Source organism: Thermotoga profunda AZM34c06 (assembly GCF_000828675.1).
Taxonomy (GTDB): domain Bacteria; phylum Thermotogota; class Thermotogae; order Thermotogales; family DSM-5069; genus Pseudothermotoga_B; species Pseudothermotoga_B profunda.
The window spans coordinates 2124729-2141055 of record NZ_AP014510.1; the positions used below are offsets into that span (position 1 = coordinate 2124729).

General features: G+C 37.1%; 14 protein-coding genes. 12 read left to right on the forward strand and 2 right to left on the reverse strand.

Translation table 11 applies throughout. The annotated features are described in order from the left end of the window. Positions 1-8 precede the first annotated feature (8 nt). On the forward strand, positions 9-1370 hold the full coding sequence (locus tag TSP02S_RS10350; RefSeq protein ID WP_232503714.1) for a TrkH family potassium uptake protein: 1362 nt from the start codon (positions 9-11) through the stop codon (positions 1368-1370). On the opposite strand, the gene TSP02S_RS10355 is transcribed toward TSP02S_RS10350, so the two are convergent. Beyond that, positions 1341-3263: an outer membrane protein assembly factor BamB family protein gene (locus TSP02S_RS10355; protein WP_041083857.1), complete on the reverse strand. Its 1923-nt coding sequence runs from the start codon at positions 3261-3263 to the stop codon at positions 1341-1343. The two genes, TSP02S_RS10350 and TSP02S_RS10355, sit on opposite strands and share 30 nt — an antisense overlap. Positions 3264-3300: 37 nt before the next feature. After that, on the reverse strand, positions 3301-4443 hold the full coding sequence (locus TSP02S_RS10360) for an MFS transporter (RefSeq protein ID WP_041083859.1): 1143 nt from the start codon (positions 4441-4443) through the stop codon (positions 3301-3303). Positions 4444-4886: 443 nt separating this feature from the next. Here TSP02S_RS10360 and TSP02S_RS10365 point away from each other — a divergent pair, with 443 nt between their 5' ends. From TSP02S_RS10365 to TSP02S_RS10415, 11 genes are all read left to right on the forward strand, one after another. After that, positions 4887-6332, forward strand: a complete 1446-nt coding sequence (locus TSP02S_RS10365; protein ID WP_052465445.1) for a potassium/proton antiporter — start codon at positions 4887-4889, stop codon at positions 6330-6332. Between the two features lie 177 nt (positions 6333-6509). Beyond that, a complete protein-coding gene (gene moaA, locus TSP02S_RS10370; RefSeq protein ID WP_041083861.1) occupies positions 6510-7439 on the forward strand; it encodes a GTP 3',8-cyclase MoaA in 930 nt (309 codons plus the stop codon). Between the two features lie 2 nt (positions 7440-7441). Further along, entirely contained in the window at positions 7442-7921 is a 480-nt protein-coding gene (moaC, locus tag TSP02S_RS10375; protein WP_041083863.1) for a cyclic pyranopterin monophosphate synthase MoaC, read from the forward strand. Continuing rightward, positions 7902-8360, forward strand: a complete 459-nt coding sequence (locus TSP02S_RS10380; protein WP_041083865.1) for an MOSC domain-containing protein — start codon at positions 7902-7904, stop codon at positions 8358-8360. The genes moaC and TSP02S_RS10380 overlap by 20 nt, the downstream gene beginning before the upstream one ends. Before the next feature lie 25 nt (positions 8361-8385). Beyond that, entirely contained in the window at positions 8386-9288 is a 903-nt protein-coding gene (locus TSP02S_RS10385) for an alpha/beta hydrolase family protein (RefSeq protein ID WP_041084431.1), read from the forward strand. 254 nt (positions 9289-9542) lie between these two features. Further along, a complete protein-coding gene (locus tag TSP02S_RS10390) occupies positions 9543-10310 on the forward strand; it encodes a DeoR/GlpR family DNA-binding transcription regulator (RefSeq protein ID WP_052465446.1) in 768 nt (255 codons plus the stop codon). A 27-nt stretch (positions 10311-10337) separates the two neighbouring features. After that, positions 10338-11315, forward strand: a complete 978-nt coding sequence (locus tag TSP02S_RS10395; RefSeq protein WP_041083867.1) for an SIS domain-containing protein — start codon at positions 10338-10340, stop codon at positions 11313-11315. A 25-nt stretch (positions 11316-11340) separates the two neighbouring features. Beyond that, positions 11341-13026: a family 10 glycosylhydrolase gene (locus TSP02S_RS10400; RefSeq protein ID WP_041083869.1), complete on the forward strand. Its 1686-nt coding sequence runs from the start codon at positions 11341-11343 to the stop codon at positions 13024-13026. Positions 13027-13090: 64 nt separating this feature from the next. Further along, positions 13091-13849, forward strand: coding sequence for an SIS domain-containing protein (locus TSP02S_RS10405; protein ID WP_232503810.1), 759 nt, complete (start codon positions 13091-13093; stop codon positions 13847-13849). Positions 13850-13878: 29 nt separating this feature from the next. Beyond that, complete coding sequence (locus tag TSP02S_RS10410) at positions 13879-15003, forward strand: glycoside hydrolase family 10 protein (RefSeq protein ID WP_041083870.1); 1125 nt, start codon at positions 13879-13881, stop codon at positions 15001-15003. A gap of 51 nt (positions 15004-15054) precedes the next feature. After that, entirely contained in the window at positions 15055-16326 is a 1272-nt protein-coding gene (locus TSP02S_RS10415; RefSeq protein WP_041083872.1) for an ABC transporter substrate-binding protein, read from the forward strand. Position 16327 lies beyond the last annotated feature (1 nt).

Consider the following 16327-nt stretch of genomic DNA (forward strand, 5'->3'; position numbering starts at 1 on the left):
TTTCACCAATGCCTGCATTTTTATTGGCTTCGGGGCTTTCGTTTGTCTTTAGTTTTATTCTCCGAACCAAGCATCGCTCAACAAAGATGGACGTGATAACTTCAAAGGAAGGCGCTGTAATAGTCTTCTTTTCCTGGTTATTTGTCATCTTCTTATCGGCTTTGCCCTATGTCTTTGCAAAAACACTCAGTCTTTCTCGGGCTATTTTCGAAGCAACAAGTGGCTGGACAACGACAGGACTCACCGTGATTTCCGATGTAGAATCCATTCCAAAAACGATCCTTTTCTGGCGCAGTTTCACTCAGTTCCTTGGCGGAGCGGGATTTGCGATTATCGTAATGGGGGCAATAATTGGACCAACAGGACTTGGATTGTATCAAGCTGAAGGACGGGTAGACAATATAGTACCAAACATCAGATATTCAGCAAGAATTATCATGCTGGTTTATATGGCTTACGCTGGTGTTGGAACAATCGCCCTGAAAATAGCCGGTATGAACTTCTTCGATGCTTTAAATCACTCTCTAACTGCACTTGCCACAGGCGGATTCTCAACGAAAAACAACAGCATTGGTTTTTTCAATAACGTGGGTATTGAAATTGTCACAATGATTTTGATGTGGCTTGGAGCGACAGGGTTTGGTATTCATTATGCATTTTGGCAAAAAAACTGGCAAGCCTTGAAGAAAAACCCAGAACCAAAACAAATGGCTTTTTTCACTGTCATTTCAGCTACAATAATCTCCATCGCTGGTTTTGGAAAGATCTTTTCCAATGTTCATGAAAGTGTTAGGCACTCACTATTTCAAGTCGTTTCGGCGCTCACTGGAACGGGTTTTTCAACTACAGATCTTAGAAGCTGGCTTGGCTTTCCACCAGGAATATTTGTTCTGAGTATTCTCATGTTACTCGGTGGTTGTATGGATTCAACTTCAGGTGGTATAAAGCAATACAGAATAACCGTACTACTGAAAGCACTCGTTCTTTCAGTCAAGAAATTCACACTACCAAGGAATGCAGTGATTCAGGTTGAAATATGGAAAGGAAATAATAAAAGATACCTTGATGACAATTTGATCAGGGAAGCTTTTCTCGTATCAAGTCTTTATGTTATTTCTTTTATAATAGGTACTGTTATTCTAATCCTGTATGGCTATAGAATCTCTGAAGCTGTTTTTGAATTTGCTTCGGCACTCGCCGGTGTAGGGCTTTCAATCGGGATCACGAACTACTCGATGCCAGATGGTGTACTATGGACTCTAATAAGTGGCATGTTTCTTGGAAGGCTCGAATTTCTCGTGATTATCTATGCCATTGGCAAGATATTGAGAGATATTTCATCACTTCAAAGGCAAAAAGCTGCTATGTAATTGATCTTTCAAATACATTGCCCATTCTGCTGGTCTATCATCAACAGAATACAAAATCAATTTATCATTCGATATGATGTAGATTGTTCCATCTTCCGACATCACCGGATGAGCAGTCGGCGGATATGTGATTGGCTGAGTATCGATTGTTTTAGAATCCCGATCGAGTAATATGATTTCTTTTTTTGTAAAGACAAGTATTCTACTACTCTCAGTGAGAATAACACTGCAAAGTTCGTCAAATTTTTTTGTCCAAATTACCTTCCCTGAGTGATCTAAAGAATACAATACCCCAGATTGATCATAACAAAATACAGATCTATCATTACACACAATGTAATTGGCAAGTGAATTGTCTGGCGAGAACGTCCACAACACCTTTCCTGTAAGTAGATCGACAGCGTATAATTTCTCGTTGTTAACAACAAACGCATTTTTCTGGGATAGAGCAATTGTACCATTATTAGAAAACTCAAGATAGACTGCCCAGACCAGGTTACCCGAAAAATCTGTCAGTCTCAATATACCAAGCCAATCAAGCGTGAGAATCCCAAATCTTTCATGAACTACAGGAGAACACACAAGCCAGTTTCCTACACTAAATCTCCATATTTCATTTCCATCGGAATCAAAGTGTAAAAGTAGACCATCATCATCTGCGACTACAAATCCCTGCGGTGTGATCGAAGCTGGAAGGCTTATATTTGCATTGGTCTTGAGTTTGGCGATTTTGTCCCTGATCAGGTAAACACTTTTATCCCAAGAACTCATTATTACAGTTCCATCTTTCATTAGAACTGGGTCACTCGTGGTTATAAAAGAAACCTTTAGTGATGAGGTTTTCTTGGTATCCATGTTAAAGTTTACCAGCTCACCAGTCATGGTCGTTGAATAAACATTCTTTTTCCAAACAACACATGACGTTTTTACAGACAAAGGAAGCTTAAATTCACCAATCGTCTCAAATTGTTTCTTCTCAATTTTTGGAGTTTCAACAGATTGAATTTTTTCTTGTTCAATTGGTTTTGGTTTTGTTGCTATAGACAACGTTTTTGAAAAAACCACATTTGATGAAAAACTATGCAATAATTTCATAGTAGAGAACAACACGTTTACTATTCTTATACTGCCATCCTTCGTGGTTGCATAGACATAATCTCCATAGGAGCTGATAGACTTGGCATTTACACTAAGTGTGTCTACAATTCTGAAGCTTTGTAAGGGCACTAATCTTAAAATCCCATTTGAATCCAATAGGAGTAGGCTATCTCTTATCTTAATCACTTGATTGAAGTTGCCACCAAAATTACCTTCTTTTTCATAAACTGGGTACCCCTCGTTGAAACCCATCATATAAAATCTGCTCTTGGTCCATGAAAAAAGATAGTTATCTACAACTTGAATACCCAAAAAAGGGTCAGGACCAGATAATTCCCATACTTTGTTCATGGTCTTTGTGTAACACACTACCTTACCATTTGAATGTAGTATGAGAACATAATTTCCATAAAAATCAACCGTGGAGACCTTTTCAGCAAATGTGTAACTACGCTGAAAGATTAGATCTTTCCTATATACTGACATCTTGTATTCGGAAAAGACATATATATTGTCAGACACCAACATGTCAAAAGCCTTTTCTCCTAAATTGACATTATTAATTTTCTTAAGAGAAAAATCATAAGATTCTATCTGAGATTGGCATAGAACATAGATTGTGTCTGCTTGATAAACCGCTTTGACGGGATTACTTATTTGAGTAGAAGCAGTTCTTAGTGGAACAAGTGGTATTGAAATATCGTAAAGTTCAAGATTTGAATTACTTGCGACCAATAAATACTGGCCAAAGGTTACAACTGCTAACATAGATAGAATCAGAACAATTGTTTTCATACACACACCTCAAAGATTTATCTTTTTTCTTTCAAAATTATACACGATCAAGTCCTGCAAAAGAAGTAATTTTCTTATGCAATGAATAGGTCAAAAATGCATTCATAAGATAGAACAAAGCACTTATCAAGAGCAACTTGGTGTAATCAGAATTGTTGGTAACGATATAGCCATAAAGCAAAGCAGCTATAGCTCGAGATGAGTTGTTCAAAAGATTTCCGATCCCGTTTGTCACAGGAAGATACTGCGCTGGCAGATTAGAAAAAACAAAAACTGAAAAGATAGGGTTTACCATATTCATCAACATGAATCTCACCACATAAAGTGAACAAAAGATAACTGGGCTTCGAACAAAAGCCAGAAAGATCATTAACGGAACAACCAAGCTATAACAGAAAAATAAAACTTTTGTAGAACCAAATCGTTTTTCGAGTGTGTGGTTCATTGCACCCCCAATTCCAGTAGCCACTTGAGTCAATGCCATTATGAGTCCTATGAGAGTCGTTGACATAGCAAAAAGATCACTCAGTATGAGATTACCAAAGCTTATGAACAATCCTGCTCCAAATCCAACAAGTAGATTGGAGGCAAGGTAATACCAAAAAATGCGTTTTTGAACTTTTGTAAAGGCGATCTTTTCAAATACTTGCTGACCGCTAATTGGCAACTTTTTAACTACAAACAAACTGCTAGTGTATATCACATTGGCAATGAGCATTGTGAATCTAAAACCAGCTATATCGGCAATCGTTCCACCAATAAGATTTCCAATAACACTGGTAATCATTGAAATCGAAAAATTGGAACCAAAAAGAATGATTCTATCCTTTGATGAAGTTGAGATAATCATAGATGCTGATATTATTATTGATATAGCAGAAGATGAGGCACCAGATAGAAAGTTCAGAACAACCTGAACTTGAGGATTTGTCAGAAATATTCTCAAACATTGCATTAATATCTGCATAAGTAACAGATATTCGAAAAATTTCCTTTTTTCAACCTTGTTCACAAGAAATGCAAAAAAGGTACCAAGAACGGCTGAACCCCACAAATTTGCAGAAGTAATCTTGCCTATATCAAGATTCGTCAAACCATTTTGCCTGAGAAATAGATTGTAGACAACACCATATATCTGACCGGCAAAGCTTGTTATTGCTGTAAATATATAAAACGACACAGATCGAACACTCCTTGGTGTTTGCAATACGGATTATATAGTTTTTTCATTAAGAATGAATATTTCGATGATTAATCCTTTGTGTTTTGGCAACATTTCATGTTTATTTACCACAATTTATATAACAATCATGGACTTTTGGTCAATGATTGAGCTACCTCGGTCCTAACAATCTTTAGCAAAATGTAAATAATGAGTAACTTGATAAATAAAATGATTCAAAACAGACTAAATTATTATTTGGTTTTGATCTCGAATTACTCAAAGAGTGATAAGATCATAGTAGAAGGAATAAAGTCACCTGCAATATTGAAAAGACTTTCCACGATATAGCGTGACTATCAGGAAAATTCATCTTTTTGATGAAACCGTTCACTGATAGTGAAAGTAATCTAAATCAGTGTATTTTATGAATCAACCTTGTGTGAAAGTAGGAGGTATATATGATCCTGGTGGTATCTTTAATGATTATATTTGTTGTCTTCACTGCTTTTTTCACAAAAAAACTGAATATACCATTGATTCTCATATCACTGTTGATAGGAATCATTTTCGGTAGTGACGTCACGGGGATAATATATTTTGATGATGCACAACTAACTAAAAGAGTTGCTGATATCGCATTGATATTTGTGCTATTCTCTGGTGGATTTAGCATAAAATACTCCGATCTAAAGACAGTGATGAAACCTGTTCTGTTATTGAGTACAGTTGGTGTTGTGATCACAGCTGTTGTTTCTGGTTTTGTTTTTTGGCTTATCTCTGGTTGGGATTTGACAAAATCAATACTTTTGTGCTCGATTATTTCTTCAACAGATGCTGCTGCCGTTTTTTCCATTCTACGCACTAAACAACTGAATAAGGATATCGCTTTAATAACAGAAGCAGAATCTGCTTCTAATGATCCTATGGCTGTTGTTCTCACAACATTCATTATCCAGTTGATGATTGCCGCTGAAGTGAATATTTTTTCTTCAATAATAGTCTTTTTTTGGCAATTCGTAGGAGGAACAAGTATAGGAATCTTAATAGGGTTTTTGGCCACATATCCTTTTAATAAAATTAGAGATATTGATATTCGTTACTACTATCTATTTTTGATCGGAGTGATTTTATTCACTTATGGATTGGCAAATTCGATTGGTGTAAGCGGTATGTTGTCTGTTTTCTTTGCAGGTCTTATTATGGGTAAAAGTCAACTACCACACAAAAATGGGCTCACATCTTTTATAGAAATACTGTCTTTTATCTCATATACAGGATTGTTTATCCTCTTAGGTTTATTAGTATTTCCAAGGAGTTTCTCCAAAATATGGTTATTTGGGATCCTTTTGTTTGTACTGATCACGTTTGTCGGCAGGCCAATCGCGGTTTTCTTGTGCACTTTCTTTGGTAAATTGTCTTTGAAAGATAAGATATTCTTGAACTGGAGTGGCATCAGAGGAGCTGTACCAGTAGTCTTGGCCACTTATCCAATGGCAGTTGGGATTGATAATGATCATCAGATATTTAACACTGTGTTCTTCGCCGTCACCTTGTCCATAATAATTCAAGGAACAACTATTGCTAAATTGGCCGATATGTTTGGATTAGCTGTTAAGGCCAAGAACAAAGTAAAACAAAAAATGGAATTAGTGACAGTACACGATACAAATTACGAAATGATCGAGATCTTCATAGATGATGAAATATATCAAGGTGAATGCAAGATATCTGATCTTTCTTTGCCTGCTGGAACTACCATAACTATGATAAATAGAGAAGATACTATCATAGCACCATCAGGTCAAACTGTTATCCTTCCAGGAGATACTCTCTATGTCTTGGTGAACAAAGAAAAAGTTCATGAATGTATCAATGAAATATTGGGAATGTTTCCAAGAAAATAACATTTACAGTTTGCCTTGGATGTTTCTTTGCCACACAAAACGAAATACGCCTTGACAATTCTTGTAAATACGAATACTCCAACAAAAATTAGATTATTACAATGAAGCCATCTCATACCGCGAAACAGGAGTAATCATGAACCTTTGCAAAGTGTATAATTTTTATGAGGTGTACTCGTGCTTGATAAATACAATCGTAAGATAGATTATCTTAGATTTTCCATAACTGACAGATGTAATCACAGGTGTTTTTACTGTATACCATTAGATACCAAGTTTTTGCCATTTGATAACTTACTAACCACAGATGAAATAAATATTCTAGCACAGATATTCTCTGGTATCGGTATACAGCAAGTTCGAATAACAGGGGGAGAACCTTTACTCAGAGAAGACGTGGTAGATATAACAAGAAAACTTTCAAAATACTTTCGCATTTCGATGACTACAAACGGAAGTAGACTCAGAGAACTTGCAGAATCTTTGAAAGAAGCAGGATTAGTCTCAGTGAATATAAGTTTGAATAGTTTAAAAGAAGATGTATTCTTTAGAATTACAAAGGGACAGTTGAAACCAGTTCTTGCAGGCATAGATGCGGCAATAAAATGTGGACTGTTCGTAAAGATAAACACAGTTGTCAGTCAGCTGAATTTAAACGAGCTGCCAGAGCTTGTAGATTTTGTATCTAAAAGAGGTATCCCCATAAGATTCATCGAAATGATGCCAATTGGAAGACAAAACAAAGGGACCATCTTTGAGGATCAGATATTAGAAAAACTTTCAGATTTTGACTTAAAACCAGTGCAAATAAAAATTGGTCAAGGACCGGCAAGATATTTCATTACAAAGCATGGTAATTATGTGGGAATAATAAGCGCTATGAGTAGATCTTTCTGCAAAAGTTGTAATAAATTGAGACTTTCTTGTGATGGAAAACTCTATCCATGCCTTGGCTCAACTTACTATGTGGATGTCTTAGAAAAGTTGAGATCACAGCAAGTAGAACAATTATCTGAACTTGTCAAAATTGCTATTTACAACAAACCTTTATCCCACAACATGAAAGATTCAACGGTACCTAACACCATGAACAGATTGGGAGGATAAGAATGGATTGGAATTTAACTCATATAGATAAAGATGGAAACCTTCATATGGTAGATATTACGCAAAAACAAGACACAGAAAGAATTGCTGTGGCTCACGCGGTTGTTAAAATGAATAAGCAAACTCTTCAAGCCATAGAAAGTGGTGATGTGAAAAAGGGAAATGTTCTTGCAACGGCAAAAATCGCAGGGATAATGGCTGCTAAGAAAACTTCCGAGTTGATACCGCTTTGTCATAATATAAATTTAACCAATGTAGAACTTGATTTTAGAATCAATCATGAAGAAAATTGTGTACAGATAATTTCAACCATCAAGTGCATTGGAAAAACTGGGGCAGAGATGGAAGCACTCACAGCTGTTAGTGTCGCTGCTCTAACAATATATGATATGTGTAAAGCCATGGACAAAGAAATGATTATAGAGCAGGTATATCTTGTTGAAAAATCAGGAGGCAAATCTGGTGCCTGGAAAAGAAAATAGATTAGAAGCAAAGGTTGTTTCGGTGAACCTTTCAAAGGTGAAAGGTGTCAAGAAAACACCAGTTTCAGAGATTGAGTTGATTGAAAATTACGGTGTCAATGGTGACGCTCATGCTGGCAACTGGCATAGACAGGTTTCAATGCTTTCTACTTTGAGCATAGATAAAGCAAGAAAATGGGGCATAGATGTCAATTTTGGGGATTTTGCTGAAAATATCACAGTTGAAGGAATCGAATTGTGGAAACTTCCAGTTGGTACTAAGGTTTTTGTAAACGATGTGGAACTTGAACTAACTCAAATAGGTAAAGAATGTCACGACGGATGTGCAATAGCAAAATTAGTCGGAAAATGTGTTATGCCAAAAGAGGGTATATTTTTAAAAGTTATAAAAGGCGGAAAGATAAAAGCTGGTGACATATTGATCTTTGTCGCTCCGTAGGTGGGGAACTAAATTGAGATCCTCCATGAAAAAAATCAAATTGTTCATCAAGTATCTTTTGATAGTTTCTACACTTTTTCTCGCCTTCTTTGACTTTGGCTTATCACTCTTGATTGTTTTAGTAACAAACATACCTTTGATCAGAAAATCAGTTTTTGGAAAATTAGCACTGGATATAAGGAAAACCCCTTGGTCTAAGGTTGAAACACACGAATATATGCCTAAAAAGTTTCTCGATGTGTTTTACCCAAAAACTGAGAATATAAATGGTGTTATTGTCTTTGCTCACGGTGGAGGCTGGATCAGTGGTTATAGAAGACAACCCAACAACATGTCATGGTATAGATTTTTGGTGTCACAAGGCTTCATAGTAGCAACAATAGGATACAGTAGAGGCTATATTCAAGAAATAGAAAAGTTGATTGAAGAACTTACCAACGCTGTATTATTCTTGAAAAAAAAGATCGGCAATTTCTACAACGGACAATTCTCATTGATGGGATTATCCGCTGGGGGGCACCTTGCTTTGATGACTGGTTTGAGGTATTTGGACCTTGTTGACAAAATAGTTGCGTACTACACCCCATGTGATCTTATGGATATATGGAAATCTGAATCAATTTTTGCACGATTTTCTGTAATGGCAACGATCAAAAGATTGCCAAGCAAGTCTAAGGAAGTCTATGAAAAATTCTCCCCTATAAACTACGTCACATCAGCCTGTCCCAAAATATTATTGGTTCATGGAATGAAAGATTCTGTTGTACCATATGTAAGTTCTATAAAAATGTTCAAAAAACTTAGGGAAAACAGATGTACAGCAAAATTACTGTTGCACCCAAAAGGTGATCATGGATTTGAATTTGTGCTGAAAGATCATAAAACGCAAGAAATACTGAAGAAAACTATTGAGTTTTTGACAATCTAAGGTACTCAAATTTTCCCGTTATTTGTAGCCTCTTAAATCTTCTTCACATCTATTTTTCAATTCAAAATCTTAGATAACTCACGAAAGTTAAAGCAATTGTGAGAATTGAGACGAAAAAAGCAAATAACCACCTTTTTTCTATCTCAAGTTGTAAAAATCAACCAAAGTGGTTGTTGGTGTTATCATTATAGATCATATATAGTTATAAAAGATGATATATAATTGATTGATTATGATCGAAAGGAGGTGATCTAATGGGTCGACAAGAACGACTGAAAGCGATTCTTACCACATTAAGGCAATACGGACAAATAGGCATAAATGATATCTGCAAGTCTTTTGATATATCTGTCATAACTGCCCGACGTGATCTTGATATCTTGGAATCCCAAGGTCTAATCGAACGAACACGAGGTGGCGCCATTCTCAAAACCATAGCTGGTGATTCCCCATTTTTCAAGAATCTGGATATTAGAAAAAACGAGAAACAACGCATAGCCAAGAAGGTTGTAGAACTATTCAGGGATGGACAGACAATTGCAGTTGGCGGTGGTACAACAGTTTACTATGTTATCAAAGCCTTGGAGAATAGCTCAATCCATTCTTTAAATATAGCGACGAATTCGATAACAACATCTTGGGCTGTCATAAATCTGACAAAGGCCTTTAATCTAATACATTCAGGCGGGATCGTACGCCATGGATCATTTGAATGCGTTGGTGAGTATGCATGCAAACTATTTGAAAACATGTATTTTGATTGCTATGTACTCGGTGCAAGCGGAGTAGGTCTTGAATCAGGCATTACCGTTGCTGACTTTGAAGAAAGGAACCTTGCTGAACTGATAATTCAAAGGTCAAAGACTGTGATTTTAGCTGTTGATAGCACAAAAATAGGTCAGACAGCGCCTTATAGAATATGTGGTCCAGAAAGAATAAACATACTCGTTACTGATGACAGTATCGACCAGAGCCAAGTCGAAAGATTCAAGTCCATTGGGATAAAGGTAATAATCACTTAATTATCCGATCAAAGAGGTGAAAATGAGATGTTCACAGAAAGAGAAATACTGAGTCAACCCGATGAGTTCTTGAGAATCTCTTCATATCTTAGTCAACTACCACCGAATTCCTTTCCACGTTTTCTTTTAGATAGTGATGTAGTTTATTTCATTGGCTGTGGTTCGTCATATTACTTGGCTATCTCAGCCTCTAAATATTTTTCCCACGTTACTGGCATTGAAACAAAGGCGATCCCAAGCGGCGAATTAGTGTTATCTGACACAAGACCATTTAGCACCAAACTCAAGTCCTCGGCTGTAATGATCTCGCGTTCAGGGGATACAACAGAAACCGTACTTGTTGCAAAGAAACTAAGAAAAATGGGTATAAAGACCTTTGGGATCACACTCAATGAAAAAAGTGATCTTCAAAAGATATGTGACTTGTGCCTATCTTTACCATTAGAAGAAAGATCTATAGTTATGACTAAATCCTTTAGTTGCATGTTGCTGAGTTTATTCTTTATAAGTGATAAACTCTCTGGTAAAAAACCTGAGTATACCCAACTTATCAACAGTTCGAGTGAATTCGTTAGTAAATTGTGTCAAATAGAGCAAGATCAAAGCCTGATTAAAGCCAACCACTATGTTTTTCTTGGTTCTGGAATATACGAGGGTATAGCAAGAGAATCTGCATTAAAACTTCAAGAAATGTCTCTTAGTATGACACAAGCTTTTTCTTCCCTCGAATACAGACATGGTCCAAAAGCACTTGTAACCAAAAACACAGTTATTATCCTGTACGCATCTAAACAGCATGAAGAAATAAATCTATTAAATGAAATGAAAGAGCTTGGTGCTTTGACTGTCTTGCGACCATCTCTTGTTGAAGATGGTCGTGATGCATTTTTGCAAGTTATTTTTGCTCAGCTCTTAGGTTTATTCATTGCTAAATATAAAGGTCTGAACCCAGATCAACCAAAAAATTTGTCCAGAACAGTCATCTTAAATTGCGATCTTAACTAAACATCTTTTAAAGGAGGGATAGAGTATGAAAAAAACTTTTGTAGCAGTAATTGTTGGGCTCTTAATATTCACCTTGGCAGGATGTTTCATAATAGCTAATAACACTTCACAAGAAAAACTTGCAAGCGATGATGTATTAATGTTGGCAAAGTCGATAGCAGAACAAGTAAACACTTACCAAAGGCTACCAGAAAAATGCGAGAAGGTATGGCAAGCGAAAGGAAAAAGTTTAGATATCTTGAATCTAAACGATGCTTCATATGTTATAGCTAAATACATAGATGAATTACTTGATTCTGATGGAAAACCTGAAGCCATATCATACCTTCAAACCACTCTGCCATCAAATTTCGAACCTGGAGACTTTGAATTTGAAGATTATCAGTCAACGTGTACAATATCAGACTTTCATACCGCTGTATCATGGTTTGTAAACGAAGTTGAAAAAAGTAAAACCTTACCAACCGCTATCCCACTCTTCATCAATGGAACATCAAGAAAAATATCAATTGATGTTTTCATCGCAACAACATCAAAAATCCTGAAAGAATTCAGCGATACTGGAAAAATCCCAAACGAGGTAGTTCTTTCGAAAGCTTTACTACCTTTTTCATGGCCAGCTAAGATAAAAGCAGTATGGGTTTGGGGTAGTACACTTGCCAGTCTTGGGGTAGAAAGCGTTTTACAACGTCTTAAAGAAATTGGCTTTACCGATATATTGCTTCTTGTCAAAGGAACTGCTGGCGCAGTCAACTGGCCTTCACAAATCGCGTTGGGATTTTCATCGGATACAACTGTTTTACCAAGAGCATCAAATTTTTGCAAAACAAACGGTTTGAGATTACACGTCTGGTTTGTTTGTAACCAAGACGAAAAATTTACCACGATCTACCCAGAAAGCAAAATGTATGGAATTCCTAAGACAATAGACGGAGATCCTCAAAGAGCAGGAAAAAGCGTGGATTTTGTTGGTTGTGAAGAATATAAAGAATACATGAAATCACTTATTTGTGAAGTTGTAAAGAACTATGAACCAGATGGACTGCACTTTGATTATATAAGGTATCCAACAGGTGCTTGGGGATGGGGACCAACAGAAATTCAAAGAGCCTTAGAAAATGGCCTTAGTGATTCAGACATCCAATACCTCAGAAATTTAGCTATTCAAACATGGGGAACAGGTGGTGACAATCAATCTTTTATAAATGCTTATATCAGCAAAGATGCAACAGTTACAAAGTGGGTCGAAATCAGATCAGAAAACGTTCAAAAATTCTTTGAAGATCTATCTAATTGTGCTAAGCAGATAAAACCAGACATAATAATTAGCGCTGCTCTGATGCCAGAACCTGGAAGTCTTGATAGTACCGAGAGGGCTTTTGGTTTAGTTCATTACGGTCAAAATTATGCGATTTTTGCAGAAAACTGCGGAATGATTATACCTATGGCTTATCACAAAGATTACAATAAAAATTCATCCTGGATAACGGAAACAATTTTTGTTGGAACAAAAGAGCAGATTCATACGAATGATACCAAAGTCGTGATGGGGCTTCAGGGATATTCCCCGGTAACAGGAGATGAACTTGCACAAATTATCGATGAATGCATCGACAAAAATACTAATGGCGTATGTATTTTCAGGGCTGGAACAATCCTCGATACCGAGAGGGAAGGGGTAATTAAAAATGCTTTCAAAGAATTTAAATGAAATGTGAGTACATGCATCACAAATACACCACCTACTCACAAGTGCGAGGAGGGAAATTTTGGTGATGGGAGAATTTTCAGGATACGATGCTATGAGCTTAATTGATCAATATTATCAGAAAATCAACACCAGTTTTCAACAAATCATAGAAAAGGAAGCAAATAAAATTAGAATTCTCGCAGAAAAAGCGTACGAAGCTATAAGATCTGACGGATTAATCTACGCTTTTGGAACTGGACATTCACACATACTGGTAGAAGAAATTTTCTATCGTGCTGGTGGTATAGCGCCAGTGTATCCAGTATTAGTCAGTTCTTTAATGCTTCACGAGAAAGCAGTGCTGAGTTCAAAACTTGAAAGGATAGATGGTATAGGGGAAGCAATAGTTTCCGAATTGCCCATCTCCTCTCGTGATATAGTTATCGTTTTTTCCAATTCTGGATCTAACTCAGTTGTTGTAACATTTGCTGAAAATGCAAAAAAGACAGGTGCATATGTGGCAGCGGTTACATCTGTTGAACACTCAAAGAACGTGACTGCCAGAAATGAGTTGGGCAAGAAACTGTATGAAGTCGCCGATTTGACCATTGACAATCACGTTCCATATGGAGATGCGTGTTTGAAGATGAACGATGTTACCGTTGGACCACTCTCAACGATATGCGGTGCATTCATCATAAATTCCGTTGTAGTTGAGATCGTCAGATTTTTCGAAAAAGATGGAATGACCCCCCCTGTATTTCTAAGTGCAAATGTACCGCAAGGAGATGAAGTAAATGCACTATTGTTGGAGAAATATCGTAAACATATTCCAATACTTTAAACAAAGTTTTCAAAAAAGGTGTGTTGAGCGTGAATAAAGACCTTCAAGGCCGTCTTGATTATGTAAGAGGTATCTGGGCTTGGAGTTCATCATTATCAGAATATGGTACAGAAAAAGCTATTAAAGATTTAAAGGAAATGGGCTTCACAGACCTGTTTCTCCTTGTGAAGGGAACCATGGGGAAAGTGTATTGGCCTTCCAGGATAGCTTTAAGTACCTCGAAAGATAATACAGTTTTGCCGAAAGCTTCAGAAGTTTGTAGAAAATTAAATTTAAGGCTTCATGCTTGGTTTATCGTATCACAAGATAAAACCTATCTCCAGCTAAACCCAGGTGCTGGTATGTGGGGAATACCTCTTGAAGAACAATCTTACGAATACAGATTGGGCGAACATACTTGTTTCAGAATTTCTTCAGCTGTGGTAGATTTCGCATCTGATGAAAATTACAAAGATTATCTTTTCTCTCTAATAAAAGAGATTGTAACCGATTACGAACCTGATGGAATTCATTTAGATTACATAAGATATCCTAATGGCGCGTGGGGATGGGGACCATTTCAAATCCGCAGATTACATAACCTCGGCGTAAAGATTGAATTGCTCCTCAAAAAAGCGATTCAAACTTGGGGTAAAAATGGTGATAACCAAAGTATCTTGAATGCTCTTGAATGTGGAGATTCTGGTGTCACAAAATGGGCAAATTTGAGAGCAAAAGATGTCACAGATCTTACACAGGCGATAACGCAACTGGTCAGAAATGTGAGACCTTCAACTGTACTTAGTGCAGCCCTTATCCCAGAAGGGGGTGATCCCAATCCAAGTGAAAGAAATTTTGCATTAGTACATTGCGGGCAAAGATATCAAGATTTTGTGGAGTTGTGTGATCTGGTATTACCAATGGCTTATCATCAGGATTTCAACAAATCAGTTTCATGGGTTGAAGACATAACCAGAACTACATGCAAAATAGCCACAGGTAAATCGAAAGTAGTAATCGGTATCCAAGCACACAACGCTATAAGAGCAGCCGAGGTTGTAGAAGCAGTCAAGATTGCAAGAAAATCTGGTGCAGATGGTGTATGTATTTTTGCATTCCACGAAATATTTAAGAACAAAGAAATGAAGCTTTTTTTGAGTAAATGCATAAACTGAGGAGAAATATCAGTTGTTCACTTACCAATAATTAAAGGGAGGTGTTTCACTATGAAGAAATTTTTCGTCTTGTTGGTAGTGTTTATGGTTCTAACAATTTGTTCAGCAGCTGAAGTGACATTTTGGTTTGCGGGAGGAGATCCACAACTTGATCTTCCAGTAGTGAAGAAACACATAAAGGCATTTGAAGAAGCTACTGGCATCAAAGTCAATCTGGTAGTAATTCCTTGGGCTGAGGACCCTCACACAAAACTCGATGTAGCCATAATGTCTGGAAAAGCACCAGACCTTGCCAAAGTAGGATCACCAAGAGAACATGCATTAGCTTGGTCAAAGTCAATCGAACCTCTTGAAAAATATTTACCACGAGATTTTCTAAACTCTTTCCCAGAATCAGTTCTTTTGGGAAGTACTTACAAAATGAACAAACCAAAGGAAATGAGCGGAAAGATCGTTGGCATTCCATATTTTTGTCATACTCGTGTGGTCCTTTACAGAAAGGATATTCTTGCAGAGAGAGGATTACCTGAACCATCAGATAATTGGACTTGGAATGATTTTCTTGAGTATGCAAAACGCTTGACATTCGATAGAAACAACGATGGACAAATTGATGTCTACGGTTTTGGAGCATCTGCTCAATATGCATATCAATTGATGATTTGGGTATGGCAAGCCGGTGGACATATGATAAACGAAAACGGTGCCCCAGCTATTACAACTGATGCATTCCGCAAGGGTGCAAGGTTTTTTGTGGACTTGTTCAAAACATACAAAGTTGTTCAACCTGGAGCCGTAAACGCTAACTTGGCTGATGTTCGTCGTCAATTGGTAGCTGGTCAGGTAGCGATGTACATAGACACAGGCGATGCTGGACCAGCATTGAGAAAAGAACTTGGCGACAAAGTTGGTGCTGTTGTATTGCCAACAAATCCTGAAACTGGTAAAAAAACTTCTTACTATGGCGCAGATGTGTTTGTCATTCCTTCTACCGCAAAACATAAGGAAGAAGCGGCAAAGCTTTTAATGTGGCTATGCAGTAAAGATAATATGCTCGAGTATTGTAACGTCGCAGGATTTATCCCAGCTCGATCAGATGCGGCAGAGTTGTATGTCGCTGGTGATGAAATAATGAAAGCCTTCGATGAACAGATGTCTGATTCAAGACCATGGGTTGAACACCCAGAATATTCTGCATTCACAAGAATAATAAGAGCTGCTATTCAGGACATACTCTCCGACAAGATATCATTCGAAAGTGGCTTAGAAAGAGCACAAAAAGAACTTGAAACTCACTTAAAAGACAAGGGATACTCGTGGTGAA